Raw genomic sequence first — 16219 nt, 5'->3', positions numbered from 1 at the left:
TTCTTCCGACCCCTCAGAGCTTCATCAGGCTGGCGTCGTCGACCGAGGCCGAGTGGCGGGAACGGAACAGGGACACGATGATCGCCAGCCCGACCACGACCTCGGCGGCGGCGACGACCATCGTGAAGAAGGCGATGATCTGGCCGTCGAGATTGCCGTGCATCCGGGAGAAGGTGACGAACGCGAGGTTGCAGGCGTTCAGCATCAGCTCGATGCACATGAACACGACGATCGCGTTGCGCCTGATCAGCACGCCGGTGGCGCCGATCGTGAACAACAGGGCCGAGAGATAGAGGTAGTTGACCGGGTTCACTTCGACGCCTCCTCCCGCTTGAAGGTGGCCCGCTCGACCTCGGTGCGCTCCAGGCGCTCCTCCGCGCGCTGCTCCAGCGCCTTGAGGTCGTTGAGCGCCTCCGACGACACGTCACGGATCTGGCCGCGTTCACGCAGCGTCTTGTTGACGGTGAGCTCGGACGGGGTGCCGTCGGGCAGCAGACCCGCGATGTCCACCGCGTTGTGCCGGGCGTACACACCGGGCGCCGGCAGCGGCGGGAGGTGCTTGCCCTCGCGGACGCGCTCTTCGGACAGCTCGCGCTGCGTCTTTGCGCGCTCCGTGCGCTCGCGGTGGGTGAGCACCATGGCGCCGACGGCGGCCGTGATCAGCAGGGCGCCGGTGATTTCGAAGGCGAACACGTACTTGGTGAAGATGAGGGCGGCGAGGCCCTCCACGTTGCCGTTCGCGTTCGCCTCACCGAGGCCGTTGAACTCCGTGAGGGACGCGTTGCCGATCCCGGCGAACAGCAGGATGCCGAAGCCGAGCCCGCAGAGAAGGGCCAGCCAGCGCTGGCCCTTGATGGTCTCCTTCAGGGAGTCCGCGGCCGTCACGCCGACGAGCATCACCACGAACAGGAACAACATCATGATCGCGCCGGTGTAGACGACGACCTGCACGATGCCCAGGAAGTAGGCGCCGTTGGCGAGGTAGAACACCGCCAGGATGATCATGGTGCCGGCCAGCGACAGAGCACTGTGCACGGCCTTCTTCATGAACACGGTGGCCAGCGCGCCGATCACGGCGACGGTGCCGAGGACCCAGAACTGGAAGGCCTCTCCGGTGGAGGTGGAGTAGGCGGCGAGGTTACTCATGCCTCGGCCCCCTCTTCCCTGGGCTGCTCGCCCTTGGACACGGCGGCTTGGGGCTCGGTGCCGGGCGCGGCCTCGGTGACGAGCCCTCGGTAGTAGTCCTGCTCGTCCATCCCGGGGTAGATTGCGTGCGGGCTGTCGACCATGCCCTCTTCGAGGCCGGCGAGCAGCTGTTCCTTGGTGTAGATGAGGTTGGCGCGGCTGCTGTCGGCGAGCTCGAACTCGTTGGTCATCGTGAGCGCGCGCGTGGGGCACGCCTCGATGCACAGGCCGCACAGGATGCAGCGGGCGTAGTTGATCTGGTAGACGCGCCCGTACCGCTCGCCCGGCGAGTAGCGCTCCTCCTCCGTGTTGTCGGCGCCCTCGACATAGATGGCGTCGGCGGGGCAGGCCCAGGCGCACAGCTCGCAGCCGACACACTTCTCCAGGCCGTCCGGATGGCGATTGAGCTGGTGCCGTCCATGGAATCGGGGGGCGGTGGTCTTCTGCTGCTCCGGGTACTGCTCGGTCAGCCGCTTCTTGAACATGGCCTTGAAGGTCACGCCGAAGCCTGCGACGGGGTTCATGAAGCCAGGCTTCAACTGCTCGGTCTCCTTGGGCTCCTCAGCCATCGGACGCCTCCTTTCCCTCCGAAGATCCGTCACTGGCAGTATCCGACCCGCCACTGACAATGAGCTCCCGCTCACGGTGCGGACGGCGCCTGGGCGTCGCCGGCAGCTCCTGTCCCGGCAGCGGCGGCACGGGGAATCCGCCTGCCATAGGGTCGAATCCGGCAGCTTCCGCGGCGGGCTGTCCGGCGCCCTTCGCCTTCTCGCGGAACATGTCGGCGACGAAGGACAGCAGCAACAGGGCGAGGACGCCGGCGCCGATGTAGAGGGCGATGTCGGCGAAGTCGTAGTTCTCGTTCTTCATCGCTCGCACCGTGGCGACCAGCATCAGCCAGACCACGGAGACCGGGATGAGGACCTTCCAGCCGAGCTTCATCAACTGGTCGTAGCGGACCCGCGGGAGGGTGCCGCGCAGCCAGATGAAGAAGAACAGCAGCAGCTGGACCTTGATCACGAACCACAGCATCGGCCACCAGCCGTGGTTCGCGCCCTCCCAGAAGGTGCTGATCGGCCAGGGGGCGCGCCAGCCGCCGAGGAAGAGCGTGGTCGACACGGCCGAGACCGTCACCATGTTCACGTACTCGGCGAGCATGAACAGCGCGAACTTGATCGACGAGTACTCGGTGTTGAAGCCGCCGACCAGGTCGCCCTCGGACTCCGGCATGTCGAAGGGGGCGCGGTTGGTCTCGCCGACCATCGTGACGATGTAGATGATGAAGGAGACCGGCAGAAGCACGATGTACCAGCGGTCGTGCTGCTGTTCGACGATCGTCGACGTCGACATCGACCCCGAGTAGAGGAACACGGAGGCGAAGGCGGCGCCCATGGCGATCTCGTACGAGATCATCTGCGCGCAGGAGCGCAGGCCGCCGAGGAGCGGGTAGGTGGATCCGGAACTCCAACCCGCCAGCACGATGCCGTAGATGCCGACCGAGGCGACCGCGAGGATGAACAGCATCGCGATCGGCAGGTCCGTCAGCTGCATCGTCGTGCGCTGGCCGAAGATCGAGATCTCGTTGTCGGCCGGGCCGAAGGGGATCACCGCGATCGCCATGAAGGCCGGGATGGCCGCGACGATCGGTGCGAGGACGTAGACGACCTTGTCCGCGCGTTTCACGATGACGTCTTCCTTGAGCATCAGCTTCACGCCGTCGGCGAGCGACTGGAGCATGCCCCAGGGGCCGTGCCGGTTGGGGCCGATACGCAGCTGCATCCAGGCGACGACCTTGCGCTCCCAGACGATGGAGAACAGCACGGTCACCATCAGGAACGCGAAGCAGAAGACCGCCTTGACGACGACCAGCCACCAGGGGTCGTGGCCGAACATGGAGAGGTCTTCAGCGGCGAGGTACGGGCTCATGCCTCCACCTCCTTCGGGGCCTCGCCGACGAGCGTCGCCGGGCCGATGCGGACGAGAGCGCCGGGCAGCGCCCCGGTGTCGGAGGCGACGCCGCCGCCTGCGGAGTTCAGCGGAAGCCAGACCACCCGGTCCGGCATCTCCGTGATCTGCAGTGGGAGTTCGACGACTCCGGCGGGTCCGGTCACGGCGAGGGCGTCGCCGTCCTTGACGCCGGCTTCTGCGGCCGTCGCGGCCGACACGCGCGCGTGGGCCGCGTGCCGGGTTCCGGCGAGCGCCTCGTCGCCCTCCTGGAGGACACCGCGGTCGAGCAGCAGCCGATGTCCGGCGAGTACGGCCTCCCCTGCGGCGGGCCGCGGCAACTGGGCCGCGGTGTCCAGCGGTTCGGTGGCCCGCGGACCGTCCCAGGCGCCCAGCCGGTCCAGCTCCGCACGCACGGTGCGCAGGTCCGGCAGACCCAGGTGTACGTCCATGGCGTCGGCCAGCATCTGCAGCACGCGCGCGTCGGTGGGCGCGAGCCGGCGGATCATCTGGTCCGGCTTGAGCGCGGCCTCGAAGAAGCGCACCCGGCCCTCCCAGTTGAGGAACGCGCCGGCCTTCTCGGCGACCGCGGCGACGGGGAGCACGACGTCCGCGCGCTCGCTGACCTCGCTGGGCCGCAGCTCCAGTGACACCACGAAACCGGCCTCGTGAAGTGCTTCACGCGCGCGTGCCGGGTCGGGCAGGTCGGCGACCTCCACGCCCGCGACCACCAGGGCCTGCAGCTCGCCGGACGCGGCGGCCTCGACGATCTGGCCCGTGTCGCGGCCGTAGCGGTGCGGGAGTTCGGCCACGCCCCAGACCGCGGCTACCTCTTCACGCGCGCGTGGATCGGTGGCCGGACGGCCGCCCGGCAGCAGCGAGGGCAGCGCACCCACCTCGAGGGCACCGCGCTCACCGGCCCGCCGCGGGATCCACACCAGCTGGGCGCCGGTGGCGGCCGCTGCCCGTACGGCGGCGGTCAGCCCGCCCTCCACCGCGGCCAGTCGCTCGCCGACGACGATCACCGCGCCCTCGGCGCGCAGCGCCTCGGCGGCCTTCGCGCCGGGATCCTCCAGGCCGACTCCGCTCGCGAGTGCGTCCAGCCACTCGGTCTCGGTGCCCGGGGCGGCCGGCAGCAGCGTGCCTCCGGCCTTCTCCAGACCGCGCGTGGCGTGCGTGGCCAGCGAGAACACCTTCTGCCCGTGCCCACGCCAGGCCTTGCGCAGCCGCAGGAAGACGCCGGGCGCCTCCTCCTCGGCCTCGAACCCGACCAGCAGAACGGCGGGCGCCTTCTCCAGGGCGGTGTACGTGACGCCCGTACCGTCGAGATCACGACCGCGACCGGCGACCTTGGCGGCGAGGAAGTCGGACTCCTCGCTGCTGTGCACGCGCGCGCGGAAGTCGATGTCGTTCGTGTCGAGCGCCACGCGCGCGAACTTGCTGTACGCGTAGGCGTCCTCGATGGTGAGGCGGCCGCCGGTCAGCAGGCCAGTCCTGCCGCGTGAGGCGAGCAGCCCCTGAGCGGCGATCTGCAGCGCCTCCGGCCAGGAGGCCGGTTCGAGGTCACCCTCGGCGTTGCGCACCAGAGGCGTCTGGAGCCGGTCGCGCTGCTGCGCGTACCGGAACGCGAAGCGTCCCTTGTCGCAGATCCACTCCTCGTTGACCTCGGGGTCGTTGGCCGCGAGACGTCGCATGACCTTGCCGCGCCGGTGGTCGGTGCGGGTGGCGCAGCCGCCGGAGCAGTGCTCGCACACGCTCGGGGACGACACCAGGTCGAAGGGGCGGGAGCGGAAGCGATACGCCGCCGAGGTCAGCGCGCCGACCGGGCAGATCTGGATGGTGTTGCCGGAGAAGTACGACTCGAAGGGGTCGCCCTCTCCCGTTCCGACCTGCTGCAGCGCGCCCCGCTCCAGCAGCTCGATCATCGGGTCGCCCGCGATCTGGTTGGAGAAGCGGGTGCAGCGTGCGCACAGCACGCACCGCTCACGGTCGAGCAGTACCTGGGTGGAGATCGGTACGGGCTTCTCGTAGGTCCGCTTCCTGCCCTCGAACCGCGACTCGGCCTGACCGTGGGACATGGCCTGGTTCTGCAGGGGGCACTCGCCGCCCTTGTCGCAGACCGGACAGTCCAGTGGGTGGTTGATGAGGAGCAGCTCCATCACACCGTGCTGTGCCTTCTCGGCGACGGGCGAGGTGAGGTGGGTTTTCACCACCATGCCGTCCGTGCACGTGATGGTGCAGGACGCCATCGGCTTGCGCTGGCCCTCGACCTCGACGATGCACTGGCGGCAGGCGCCGGCCGGATCGAGGAGGGGATGGTCGCAGAACCGGGGGATCTCGATGCCGAGTTGCTCGGCGGCCCGGATGACCAGGGTGCCCTTGGGCACGCTGATCTCGGCGCCGTCGATCGTCAGCGAGACGAGATCCTCCGGCGGGACCGCCGCCTCTCCCCCTCCCGAGGGAGCATTGGTGGTCACAGTCATGCGTTCACCTCCGTGCGGTCGGCCCAGGCCGTCGACTTGGCCGGGTCGAAGGGGCAGCCGCGGCCCGTGATGTGCTGCTCGTACTCCTCACGGAAGTACTTGAGCGAGGAGAAGATCGGCGAGGCGGCGCCGTCGCCGAGGGCGCAGAAGGACTTGCCGTTGATGTTGTCGGCGATGTCGTTCAGCTTGTCGAGGTCGGACATGACGCCCTTGCCGGCCTCGATGTCGCGCAGCAACTGCACGAGCCAGTACGTACCTTCGCGGCACGGGGTGCACTTGCCGCAGGACTCGTGGGCGTAGAACTCGGTCCAACGCGTGACGGCGCGCACGACGCAGGTCGTCTCGTCGAAGCACTGCAGGGCTTTGGTGCCGAGCATCGAACCGGCGGCGCCGACCCCTTCGTAGTCAAGGGGTACGTCGAGGTGCTCTTCCGTGAACATCGGCGTCGACGAGCCGCCCGGCGTCCAGAACTTGAGCCGGTGACCCGGCCGCATGCCGCCGCTCATCTCGAGGAGCTGGCGGAGCGTGATGCCGAGCGGGGCCTCGTACTGGCCGGGGCTCGTGACGTGGCCGCTGAGCGAATAGAGCGTGAAGCCCGGCGACTTCTCGCTGCCCATCGACCGGAACCATTCTTTGCCCCGAGTCAGGATTGCGGGAACCGACGCGATCGACTCGACGTTATTCACAACAGTCGGGCACGCATAGAGGCCCGCGACAGCAGGGAAAGGGGGACGGAGCCGCGGTTGACCCCGGCGGCCTTCGAGCGAGTCGAGCAGTGCGGTCTCCTCACCGCAGATGTACGCGCCCGCGCCCGCGTGCACGGTGAGCTGGAGGTCGAGCCCGCTGCCCAGGATGTTCTCGCCGAGGTAGCCGGCCGCATAGGCCTCGCGCACGGCCTCGTGCAACCGCCGCAATACGGGGACGACTTCACCACGCAGATAGATGAAGGCATGCGACGACCTGATGGCATAACACGCGATGACAATGCCCTCGATGAGGCTATGCGGGTTCGCGAAGAGGAGCGGGATGTCCTTGCAGGTGCCGGGCTCCGACTCGTCGGCGTTGACAACTAGATAGTGCGGCTTTCCATCTCCCTGGGGAATGAACTGCCATTTCATTCCCGTCGGGAATCCCGCGCCGCCACGGCCGCGCAACCCGGAGTCCTTGACGTACGCGATCAAGTCGTCCGGGGACATCGCGAGCGCCTTGCGGAGCCCCTCGTACCCGTCGTGCCTCTTGTAGACGTCGAGAGTCCAGGACCGGTCCTCGTCCCAGAAGGCCGACAGCACGGGTGCGAGCAGCTTCTCGGGACTGGTGTCCTTCAGTTCGGGTGCCAAGGTCATCACTCCCCCTCCTCGGCGGCAGGCCCTGCCGGGTGGGCCGGGTCGGAGGCCGACGTGTCGTGCGGCGCATCGTGCGAACTGAGGTGCTCGGTCGGCGACGGCTCGTGCACTGCCCTGTCCGGCGGCTCGTCGTGCGGGCCGCCGTCCCGCGGATGGACCACGCGCGCGGGTGCGGCCTCTCCCCTTGCCAGGCGAAGGCCCACCAGCGACGCCGGTCCCGCACTGCCGCCTGCCTCGACGGCCCCGGGCCGCTCGTCGGGGAAGCCGGCCAGAATCCGCGCGGTCTCCTTGAAGGTGCACAGACGCGCCCCACGCGTGGGCTCCACGCTCCTGCCCGCGCGCAGATCGTCTACGAGGCGCTTGGCACTGCCCGGGGTCTGGTTGTCGAAGAACTCCCAGTTGACCATCACGACCGGCGCGAAGTCGCAGGCCGCGTTGCACTCGATGTGCTCCAGGGTGACCTTGCCGTCGTCGGTGGTCTCGCCGTTGCCGACGCCGAGGTGCTCCTGGAGCTCTTCGAAGATCGCGTCACCGCCCATCACCGCGCACAGGGTGTTGGTGCAGACGCCCACCTGGTAGTCACCGCTCGGCCTGCGCCGGTACATGGTGTAGAAGGTGGCGACCGCGGTGACCTCGGCCGTGGTCAGGTCCAGCACGTCCGCGCAGAACTGCATCCCGGTGCGCGTGACATGGCCCTCCTCCGACTGCACGAGATGCAGCAACGGCAGGAGCGCGGACCGGGAGTCGGGGTAGCGGGCGATCACCTCGCGCGCGTCTGTCTCCAGCCGGGCTCGGACGTCGTCCGGGTAGGCGGGCGCGGGCAGTCCGGGCATGCCCAGGCTGACGCCCCGCTCCGAAGAAGAGGTGGTCACCGGTCGACGCCTCCCATCACGGGGTCGATGGACGCGACAGCGACGATGACGTCGGCGACCTGGCCGCCCTCGCACATCGCCGCCATGGCTTGCAGGTTGGTGAAGGACGGGTCACGGAAGTGGACCCGGAAGGGGCGGGTGCCGCCGTCGGACACGGCGTGCACCCCGAGTTCGCCCTTGGGCGACTCGACGGCCGCGTACGCCTGTCCCGGCGGTACGCGGAAGCCCTCGGTGACCAGCTTGAAGTGGTGGATCAGGGCCTCCATGGAGGTGCCCATGATCTTCTTGATGTGGTCGAGGGAGTTTCCGAGGCCGTCCGGCCCCAGGGCGAGCTGCGCGGGCCAGGCGATCTTCTTGTCGGCGACCATGACCGGGCCGGGCTGCAGCCGGTCCAGGCACTGCTCGACGATCCCGAGCGACTGGCGCATCTCCTCTAGGCGGATCAGGAAGCGGCCGTAGGAGTCGCAGGTGTCGGCGGTCGGGACCTCGAAGTCGTATGTCTCGTAGTCGCAGTACGGCTGCGTCTTGCGCAGGTCGTGCGGCAGGCCGGTGGAGCGCAGGATCGGGCCGGTGGCGCCGAGGGCCATGCAGCCGGCCAGGTCGAGGTAGCCGACGTCCTGCATACGGGCCTTGAAGATGGGGTTCCCGGTGGCGAGCTTGTCGTACTCCGGGAGGTTCTTCTTCATCTTCTTCACGAACTCGCGGATGTGGTCCACCGCGCCGGGCGGCAGGTCCTGCGCGAGTCCGCCGGGGCGGATGTACGCGTGGTTCATCCGAAGGCCCGTGATGAGCTCGTAGATGTCGAGAATCATTTCACGATCACGGAATCCGTAGATCATGATCGTGGTGGCGCCGAGTTCCATGCCGCCGGTGGCGATGCACACCAGGTGCGAGGAGAGCCGGTTCAGCTCCATCAGGAGAACCCGGATGATCTTGGCTCGCTCGGTGATCTGGTCCTCGACGCCGAGGAGCTTCTCGACGGCGAGACAGTAGGCGGTCTCGTTGAAGAAGGACGTCAGGTAGTCCATGCGCGTCACGAACGTGGTGCCCTGCGTCCACGTGCGGAACTCGAGGTTCTTCTCGATGCCGGTGTGGAGGTAGCCGATGCCGCAACGGGCCTCGGTGACCGTCTCGCCGTCGATCTCCAGGATCAGGCGGAGCACACCGTGGGTGGAGGGGTGCTGCGGGCCCATGTTGAGGACGATGCGCTCGTCGTCGGCACGGGCCGCGGCCTGGACGATCTCGTCCCAGTCGCCACCGGTGACCGTATACACGGTGCCTTCGGTGGTCTCGCGGGCCGAGGCGGCGGAGGCCGCGGATGTTGACTGCGTGCTCATGAGTACGACCTCCGCTGGTCCGGAGCCGGAATCTGGGCGCCCTTGTACTCGACGGGGATGCCGCCGAGGGGGTAGTCCTTGCGCTGCGGATGGCCCTGCCAGTCGTCCGGCATCATGATCCGCGTCAGCGCCGGGTGGCCGTCGAAGACGATCCCGAAGAAGTCGTAGGTCTCGCGCTCGTGCCAGTCGTTGGTCGGATAGACGGAGACCAGGGACGGGATGTGCGGGTCGGCGTCCGGGGCGCTGACCTCCAGGCGGATCAGCCGGTTGTGGGTGATCGAGCGCAGGTGGTAGACGGCGTGCAGCTCGCGGCCCTTGTCGTGGAGATAGTGGACTCCGCTGACCCCGGTGCACAGCTCGAAGCGCAGGGCCGGGTCGTCGCGCAGGGTGCGGGCGACGCGCAGCAGGTGCTCGCGCTCGATGTGGAAGGTGAGTTCGCCGCGGTCGACAACCGTTTTCTCGATCGCGTTGTCGGGGAGCAGACCCTGTTCCTCCAGGGCGCCTTCCAGTTCGTCGGCGACCTCGTCAAAGTATCCATATGCGGCTCCGCCGCGTGGGCCGCCGTAGGGGCGGGCCGCCGGACCAGGGAGCCGGACCGAGCGGACCAGGCCGCCGTAGCCGGAGGTGTCGCCGCCGTTGTTGGCGCCGAACATGCCGCGCTGGACGCGGATCTCCTCGCCGCCGTCGCCGCGCTGGCCGGGGAGGTTGGAGGCGCCGAGGTCCTTTTCGGGGTTCACCCCGTTCGACGCACCGTTGGTGCCGTTCGCGTCGCTCACCGCAGCAGCCCCTTCATCTCGATCGTGGGCAGGGCCTTGAGCGCCGCTTCCTCCGCCTCGCGAGCCGCCTCCTCGGCGTTCACGCCGAGCTTGGAGCTCTGGATCTTCTGGTGGAGCTTGAGGATGGCGTCCAACAGCATCTCGGGCCGTGGCGGGCAGCCGGGCAGATAGATGTCGACCGGAACGATGTGGTCGACGCCCTGGACGATCGCGTAGTTGTTGAACATGCCGCCCGAGGAGGCGCAGACCCCCATGGAGATCACCCACTTGGGGTTCGGCATCTGGTCATAGACCTGGCGCAGCACCGGCGCCATCTTCTGGCTCACCCGGCCGGCCACGATCATCAGGTCCGCCTGGCGGGGCGAACCTCGGAAGACCTCCATGCCGAAGCGCGCCAGGTCGTAGCGACCGGCGCCGGTGGTCATCATTTCGATGGCGCAGCAGGCGAGGCCGAACGTGGCCGGGAAGACGGACGCCTTGCGCACCCAGCCCGCGGCCTGCTCGACGGTGGTCAGCAGGAAGCCGCTCGGCAGCTTTTCTTCGAGTCCCATGTTCTAAGGCCCCTCAGTCCCATTCCAGGCCGCCGCGCCGCCATACGTACGCGTACGCGACGAAGACGGTGAGCACGAAGAGCAGCATCTCCACGAGCCCGAAGATCCCCAGGGCGTCGAAGGTGACGGCCCAGGGGTAGAGGAAGACGATCTCGATGTCGAAGACGATGAAGAGCATCGCCGTCAGGTAGTACTTGATGGGGAAGCGCCCGCCGCCGGCCGGCGTGGGGGTCGGCTCGATCCCGCACTCGTAGGCCTCGAGCTTGGCCCGGTTGTACCGCTTCGGACCGATCAGCGTGGCCATGACCACGGAGAAGATCGCAAAGCCTGCCCCGAGGGCTCCCAGTACGAGGATGGGCGCATATGCGTTCACCGCTCCTCGCTCCTCTCAGTCGGCACTGACTGCTGGCGATGGTGGCGGACTCACACCGACCTCATACGTCACTCCAACCTCGCCCGTCCCGGCGAAGATCGAGAACATGTGAAGCAGGTCACAAGCCCAACTGCCTCGCATCTTATGCCCGCCGCTCTGTGATCTGCGACACGGGGTATTGCACAAGCTTTGTGATCTCCACCACCTGACGAAGGATCATGAAGTCGGATGAGCGGTGATCTTCGTACTGGAAGCGTCCGAGTGGTCACCAGAGGTGACATTTCCGCTCGTCGGCCCAGCTCGGAGGGGTCGTCTCAATATCAAGAGACTTCCTCTGCATGCAAATTGGAGTTGGACGGGGCGTCCTGGTAGTGGCTCGCGTTCACACGTCAGAGCGAGGTGGGTGATGCGGTGTGGACGCGTGCGCACATTCACGAGCGGAGCCCGGTCGTGACCCGAGCGCAATCAGGTCGTGATCTTCGCGCGGGACGCGGGCTGGGCCGAGACCGTTGCGTGACCTCCGCCACACCCGTGAGAGGCGCCTGAGAACGGGGCTTGGCCACCGGTCCCAACCAGTGGTAGGCGCGGGGCAATTCGGGCGTAACGATGAAAGACCGTGATCACAGGGGCAGCGGGCCTGGCCCGCAATGTCCGTTACGGCGTCAATAAAGGTCGAGAGGCCAGGTATTCGGAGTGCCGATTGAACAACTGTGGCGCAGCACACGTTTCTTGAAGGTATGGAGGAGCCCCTGATACCGGTTGTTCTCATGTCCCACACCGCTCACATACGCAGCCACCGGAAACCCCGCCGCACAGCGTCCACGACGCTCGCTGTGCGCGTCGGAGTCACCGGTGGCGTCCTCGGCATGGCAGCGGCGGGTGCGTCGGCTTCGGCGAACGCCGCCGAGCCGGTGACACAGACGCTCGAACTGCCCACCCTGACGGCCGATCTGGCCACTCAGGTCGCCCAGTCCGCGGACGCCACGCAGCAGGCGGCCGCGAACTACCAGCTGCAGGCCGAGCGTGACACGGCCGCCGCAAACGCCGCGAAGCAGGCCAAGGCGGACCTCGCCGAGGCGAAGCAGAAGGCGGAGGCCAAGAAGAAGGCCGAGGCCGCTCGCAAGGCCGCCGCCGAGCGGGCCGTCTCCCGCAGCGCGGAGCGGACCACCCTCGCCGCGTCCACGACCTCCACCGTCTCGACGGGTTCGTCGACGGCCACGGGTTCGGCCGCCGCGATCGTCAGCTTCGTCAAGGCGCAGGTCGGCAAGGCGTATGTGTCCGGTGCCACCGGTTCGTCCGCCTATGACTGCTCGGGCCTGGTGCAGACCGCGTTCAAGCAGATCGGCATCAGCCTGCCGCGCGTCTCGCAGGACCAGTCGACGGCCGGCACGCAGGTCTCGCTGAGCAACCTGCAGCCGGGCGACATCCTCTACTGGGGCAGCGCGGGCAGCGCCTATCACGTGGCGGTGTACGTGGGTGACGGCATGTTCGTCGGCGCGCAGAACCCGTCGAGCGGTGTCGTCGAGAGGCCGCTGTCCTACGACCCGCCGACCGGCGCGGTGCGGGTGCTCTGACCCACGGGACGCACTTGTCGCGCGGAAGGGGCCGCAGCCGCTCGGGGGCAGCGGCCCCTCCGCGCACTCTCCAACAGCCCCTGTGGCCCTGTCCGAGGTCGAAGGTGTTGGGCAGGCCCGGTTTTGCGGCCGACCTCGTCGACGCGCTTCAGGGGCCCATCTCGCCGGCCGGCACAGCACGGCTCCTGGAGCTCGCACGGCTCAGCGTCCGAATTGTCCGCGCCCGGGAAGGCGTTGACGGCTTGACGGCCCGGCGCGCGGACCCCTTCAGGCCGTCCTTCAGCTAGTCCCAGAGGTCGGCGCGACCTCTCCCCTGCTGCCTCTTTGGGCGTTTTGCCGTACCCGATGCCAGGCTTGTCGCATCCGGAGATGTTCGCGGACCGGCAGTCATGGGCCGCCGTCCGTCGCCGTATTCGCGCGAGAAGTCCCTTACATCCCAGAGCTGGGTCGACGTCGGCGTCACCGGCCGGACCGCGGCCGAGCATGCCCCAGACGATCAGGGCCTCGATGCCGGCGCGGCCCACGGTGCGGGTGGGCGCCACCTTCGCGCGCGTGGCGACGAGGTTGCGGGTCCGGCCGCCGACATCGAGGCGCTGAGCGGCTCGTCGGTCACGCCTTCGGTGCCACCTTGCTGAGGCCGTTGATGATCCGGTCCATCGCGTCACCGCCGGTCGGGTCCGTCAGGTTCGCCAGGAGCTTCAGGGTGAACTTCATCAGCATGGGGTGGGTGAGGCCGCGCTGGGCCGCGATCTTCATGACCTTCGGGTTGCCGATGAGCTTCACGAAGGCGCGGCCGAGCGTGTAGTAGCCGCCGTAGGTGTCCTTCAGGACGCGCGGGTAGCGCTGGAGGGCCAGTTCGCGGCTCGCGGCCGTCGGGCGGGCGTGGGCCTGGACGATGACGTCGGCGGCGAGCTGGGCGGACTCCATGGCGTAGGCGATGCCCTCGCCGTTGAAGGGGTTCACCAGGCCGCCGGCGTCGCCGACCAGGAGCAGGCCCTTGGTGTAGTGGGGCTGGCGGTTGAACGCCATCGGCAGGGCCGCTCCCCGGATGGGGCCGGTCATGTTGTCCGGCGTGTAGCCCCAGTCCTCGGGCATGGAGGCGCACCAGGCCTTCAGGACCTCGCGCCAGTCCAGTTCCTTGAAGGAGTCGGAGGTGTTCAGGACGCCCAGGCCGACGTTCGACGTGCCGTCGCCCATGCCGAAGATCCAGCCGTAGCCGGGGAGCAGGCGGTCCTGGGGGCCTCGGCGGTCCCACAGTTCCAGCCAGGACTCCAGGTAGTCGTCCTCGTGGCGGGGGCTCTCGAAATACGTCCGGACCGCGACGCCCATCGGGCGGTCCTCGCGGCGGTGCAGGCCCATCGCGAGGGAGAGGCGGGTGGAGTTGCCGTCGGCCGCGACCACGAGCGGCGCGTGGAAGGTGACTTCGCGCTTCTCCTCGCCGAGCTTGGCGTGGACGCCGGTGATGCGGCCCGTGCGGTCGTCGATGATCGGGGCCCCGACGTTGCAGCGCTCGTACAGGCGCGCTCCCGCCTTCTGGGCCTGCCGGGCGAGCTGCTCGTCGAAGTCGTCGCGCTTGCGGACGAGGCCGTAGTCCGGGAAGGAGGCGAGATCCGGCCAGTCCAGCTGGAGGCGGACGCCGCCGCCGATGATGCGCAGCCCCTTGTTGCGCAGCCAGCCGGCCTCCTCGGAGATGTCGATGCCCATGGCCACGAGCTGCTTGGTGGCGCGCGGGGTCAGGCCGTCGCCGCAGACCTTCTCGCGCGGGAACTCGGTCTTCTCCAGCAGGAGCACGTCGAGGCCGGACTTGGCGAGGTGGTAGGCGGTCGTGGAGCCCGCCGGCCCCGCGCCCACGACGATCACATCGGCGGTGTTCTCGGAGAGCGGCTCGGTCACGACGGTCACGGCGGGATCTCCCCAAGTTCGACAAATCTCTGTGCCGAGCGGCACTGGACACAGGCAGTCTATTCAGCAGAATTGATCACCCGGCTGAAGGGCTGCCTCGTGAACCGAGCTCTCCCCGTAGTACGGCTGCGCGTCCCCACCGACGAGGACGCCGTCGCCTGGCACCGGGTCTTCGACGACCCGGACGTCATGGAGTTCCACGGCGGCAGGTCCGCCGACCTCTCCCTCTACGAGGAACTCACCGCCCGACAGCGCCGACACGACGCCGAGCGGGGCTTCTGCCTGTGGACCATGGTCGGCGAGTCCGGGCAGGTCATCGGGTTCACCGGCGCCCAGCCGTGGCCGCAGGACTGGGGCCCCAAGGGCGAGATCGAGATCGGGTGGCGGCTCGGGCGACAGTACTGGGGCAAGGGGTACGCCACCGCTGCGGCGCAGATGACACTGGAACGGCTGCGGGCGGCGGAGGTGCCGAACGTGGTCGCGATGGTCCTGGCCGGCAACAAACGGTCGATCGCGGTGACGCGGCGGCTGGGCATGCACCTCGCCGAGGTCTTCACGACGCCGACCCGGGAGCAGGAGGGGCACTGCTACCGGCTCGATCTGTGACGCCCGACTGCGACGAGCGGCCGTGGCGCCCGACCACGACCCCCGATGGCTACTCAACGTAGTCGACTGTTACAGAAAGACACATGACACTTCCGGGTGATGCCGGGCTGGAGTTACCCTTCAGGTACCGCTGGGGGTGACATCTGTGCACATACCGCCCAAGACACCCGAAGTGCGCGTACCGCGACTTGTCGGACTGATGGCCATGGATGCGCGCAAGACAGCCGAGTCGACCGGCCTGTTCATCAACGCGCCGGACCGGCCCGACTTCCACCAGACCGTCGTCGAGTACGTCGTACGGCAGTACCCGCAGCCGAATGCCGAAGTGCCGCGGGACTCGATGGTCTACGTGTGGTTCGACTTCGGCGAGGGTGAGGGCGGGGGCGGCGCCGGTGTGCGCGAACCGCGCCTGCCGCGTCCGCCCAGCGGCGGGATGCAGCGCGAACTCGACGAGCCGGAGGACCCGTACGCCGTCGTCGGATTCCGCGTTCCCTGACCCGCCCGGCTCTCCCGGACCCGCGCGGGGTTCAGGTGGAACCGTGCGGGGCTCAGGGTCGGCCCCTGCGGGGCTCAGGCCTCCTTGAACCCGCGGTGCAGGGCCACCACCCCGCCCGTGAGGTTGCGCCACGCCACCTTCGACCAGCCGGCCTTCTGCAGGTGGTCGGCAAGCGCGGGCTGGTCGGGCCAGGCGCGGATGGACTCGGCGAGGTAGACGTAGGCGTCGGGGTTGGAGGAGACCGCGCGCGCGACCGGCGGGAGGGCCCGCATCAGGTACTCGGTGTAGACCGTGCGGAAGGGCGCCCAGGTCGGGTGCGAGAACTCGCAGATCACCACCCGGCCACCGGGCTTGGTCACCCGGTGCATCTCGCGCAGGGCGGCGTCGAAGTCCTGCACGTTGCGCAGGCCGAAGGAGATCGTGACGGCGTCGAAGACATCGTCCCCGAACGGCAGCTTCGTCGCGTCGCCCGCGGTCAGCGGCAGCCAGGGGTGCTTCTTCTTGCCGACCTGGAGCATGCCGATGGAGAAGTCGCAGGGGACGACGTACGCGCCCGTGCGCGCGAACGGCAGCGAGGACGTCGCCGTACCCGCCGCCAGGTCCAGGACCTTCTGTGCGGGCCGGGCGTCGACCGCCCGGGCCACCTCCTTGCGCCACACCCGGTCCTGGCCGAGCGACAGCACGTCGTTCGTCAGGTCGTACCGTTCCGCCACGTCGTCGAACATCGAGGCGACTTCGTGCGGCTGCTTGTTCAGGGAAGCGCGGGTCACCCCGCCA

16 protein-coding genes are annotated in these 16219 nt (G+C 68.6%); 3 read left to right on the top strand and 13 right to left on the bottom strand.

The window, feature by feature from the left end:
* Positions 1-13 precede the first annotated feature (13 nt).
* Genes nuoK through OG870_RS27425 form a run of 11 tightly spaced genes read right to left on the bottom strand, consistent with a single transcriptional unit; the run spans position 14 to position 10864 of the window.
* Positions 14-313 (bottom strand): NADH-quinone oxidoreductase subunit NuoK, encoded by a 300-nt coding sequence (gene nuoK, locus OG870_RS27475; protein WP_242779136.1) that lies wholly within the window; start codon positions 311-313, stop codon positions 14-16.
* The gene (locus OG870_RS27470; RefSeq protein WP_266519483.1) at positions 310-1146 is read right to left on the bottom strand and encodes an NADH-quinone oxidoreductase subunit J; all 837 of its coding nucleotides are present in this window, start codon (positions 1144-1146) and stop codon (positions 310-312) included. The genes nuoK and OG870_RS27470 overlap by 4 nt, the downstream gene beginning before the upstream one ends.
* A complete protein-coding gene (gene nuoI / locus OG870_RS27465) occupies positions 1143-1754 on the bottom strand; it encodes an NADH-quinone oxidoreductase subunit NuoI (protein WP_266519481.1) in 612 nt (203 codons plus the stop codon). The genes OG870_RS27470 and nuoI overlap by 4 nt, the downstream gene beginning before the upstream one ends.
* Positions 1747-3111: an NADH-quinone oxidoreductase subunit NuoH gene (nuoH, locus tag OG870_RS27460; RefSeq protein ID WP_266519479.1), complete on the bottom strand. Its 1365-nt coding sequence runs from the start codon at positions 3109-3111 to the stop codon at positions 1747-1749. The genes nuoI and nuoH overlap by 8 nt, the downstream gene beginning before the upstream one ends.
* The gene (locus OG870_RS27455; protein ID WP_266589320.1) at positions 3108-5612 is read right to left on the bottom strand and encodes an NADH-quinone oxidoreductase subunit G; all 2505 of its coding nucleotides are present in this window, start codon (positions 5610-5612) and stop codon (positions 3108-3110) included. The genes nuoH and OG870_RS27455 overlap by 4 nt, the downstream gene beginning before the upstream one ends.
* A complete protein-coding gene (gene nuoF, locus OG870_RS27450) occupies positions 5609-6955 on the bottom strand; it encodes an NADH-quinone oxidoreductase subunit NuoF (protein ID WP_405659251.1) in 1347 nt (448 codons plus the stop codon). Before nuoF ends, OG870_RS27455 begins: the two co-directional genes overlap by 4 nt.
* Positions 6955-7827 carry an NADH-quinone oxidoreductase subunit NuoE gene (nuoE, locus tag OG870_RS27445; RefSeq protein WP_327691624.1) on the bottom strand — a complete coding sequence of 291 codons (873 nt, stop codon included), beginning with the start codon at positions 7825-7827 and terminating at the stop codon, positions 6955-6957. Before nuoE ends, nuoF begins: the two co-directional genes overlap by 1 nt.
* Positions 7824-9164 carry an NADH-quinone oxidoreductase subunit D gene (locus OG870_RS27440; protein ID WP_327691622.1) on the bottom strand — a complete coding sequence of 447 codons (1341 nt, stop codon included), beginning with the start codon at positions 9162-9164 and terminating at the stop codon, positions 7824-7826. The genes nuoE and OG870_RS27440 overlap by 4 nt, the downstream gene beginning before the upstream one ends.
* A complete protein-coding gene (locus tag OG870_RS27435; protein ID WP_266519462.1) occupies positions 9161-9940 on the bottom strand; it encodes an NADH-quinone oxidoreductase subunit C in 780 nt (259 codons plus the stop codon). Before OG870_RS27435 ends, OG870_RS27440 begins: the two co-directional genes overlap by 4 nt.
* On the bottom strand, positions 9937-10491 hold the full coding sequence (locus tag OG870_RS27430) for a NuoB/complex I 20 kDa subunit family protein (protein ID WP_030610600.1): 555 nt from the start codon (positions 10489-10491) through the stop codon (positions 9937-9939). Before OG870_RS27430 ends, OG870_RS27435 begins: the two co-directional genes overlap by 4 nt.
* 13 nt (positions 10492-10504) lie before the next feature.
* On the bottom strand, positions 10505-10864 hold the full coding sequence (locus OG870_RS27425) for an NADH-quinone oxidoreductase subunit A (RefSeq protein ID WP_003992243.1): 360 nt from the start codon (positions 10862-10864) through the stop codon (positions 10505-10507).
* Positions 10865-11631: 767 nt separating this feature from the next.
* Between OG870_RS27425 and OG870_RS27420 the strand changes: the two genes are divergently transcribed.
* Positions 11632-12438 (top strand): C40 family peptidase, encoded by an 807-nt coding sequence (locus OG870_RS27420; RefSeq protein ID WP_327691619.1) that lies wholly within the window; start codon positions 11632-11634, stop codon positions 12436-12438.
* Positions 12439-13047: 609 nt separating this feature from the next.
* On the opposite strand, the gene OG870_RS27415 is transcribed toward OG870_RS27420, so the two are convergent.
* Positions 13048-14340, bottom strand: coding sequence for a geranylgeranyl reductase family protein (locus OG870_RS27415; RefSeq protein ID WP_266519454.1), 1293 nt, complete (start codon positions 14338-14340; stop codon positions 13048-13050).
* A 99-nt stretch (positions 14341-14439) separates the two neighbouring features.
* Between OG870_RS27415 and OG870_RS27410 the strand changes: the two genes are divergently transcribed.
* Both OG870_RS27410 and OG870_RS27405 read left to right on the top strand, forming a co-directional pair.
* A complete protein-coding gene (locus OG870_RS27410; RefSeq protein ID WP_266519452.1) occupies positions 14440-14946 on the top strand; it encodes a GNAT family N-acetyltransferase in 507 nt (168 codons plus the stop codon).
* Between the two features lie 172 nt (positions 14947-15118).
* Positions 15119-15442 carry a PASTA domain-containing protein gene (locus OG870_RS27405; RefSeq protein WP_266520551.1) on the top strand — a complete coding sequence of 108 codons (324 nt, stop codon included), beginning with the start codon at positions 15119-15121 and terminating at the stop codon, positions 15440-15442.
* Between the two features lie 74 nt (positions 15443-15516).
* Here OG870_RS27405 and OG870_RS27400 read toward each other — a convergent pair whose 3' ends face one another.
* Positions 15517-16212, bottom strand: coding sequence for a demethylmenaquinone methyltransferase (locus OG870_RS27400; protein ID WP_266519450.1), 696 nt, complete (start codon positions 16210-16212; stop codon positions 15517-15519).
* Between the last annotated feature and the right edge of the window lie 7 nt (positions 16213-16219).

Origin of the sequence: Streptomyces sp. NBC_00461, from assembly GCF_036013935.1 — a bacterium.
Taxonomy (GTDB): Bacteria; Actinomycetota; Actinomycetes; order Streptomycetales; family Streptomycetaceae; genus Streptomyces.
Note: the sequence above shows the minus strand (reverse complement) of the source record. Positions and strands in the feature narration are given on the sequence as shown.

Coding starts and splice junctions, on each gene's coding strand:
- OG870_RS27470 (WP_266519483.1), bottom strand. CDS start 1,146: ATGAGTAACCTCGCCGCCTACTCCACCTCCACCGGAGAGGCCTTCCAG.
- nuoI (WP_266519481.1), bottom strand. CDS start 1,754: ATGGCTGAGGAGCCCAAGGAGACCGAGCAGTTGAAGCCTGGCTTCATG.
- nuoH (WP_266519479.1), bottom strand. CDS start 3,111: ATGAGCCCGTACCTCGCCGCTGAAGACCTCTCCATGTTCGGCCACGAC.
- OG870_RS27455 (WP_266589320.1), bottom strand. CDS start 5,612: ATGACTGTGACCACCAATGCTCCCTCGGGAGGGGGAGAGGCGGCGGTC.
- nuoF (WP_405659251.1), bottom strand. CDS start 6,955: ATGACCTTGGCACCCGAACTGAAGGACACCAGTCCCGAGAAGCTGCTC.
- OG870_RS27440 (WP_327691622.1), bottom strand. CDS start 9,164: ATGAGCACGCAGTCAACATCCGCGGCCTCCGCCGCCTCGGCCCGCGAG.
- OG870_RS27430 (WP_030610600.1), bottom strand. CDS start 10,491: ATGGGACTCGAAGAAAAGCTGCCGAGCGGCTTCCTGCTGACCACCGTC.
- OG870_RS27420 (WP_327691619.1), top strand. CDS start 11,632: ATGTCCCACACCGCTCACATACGCAGCCACCGGAAACCCCGCCGCACA.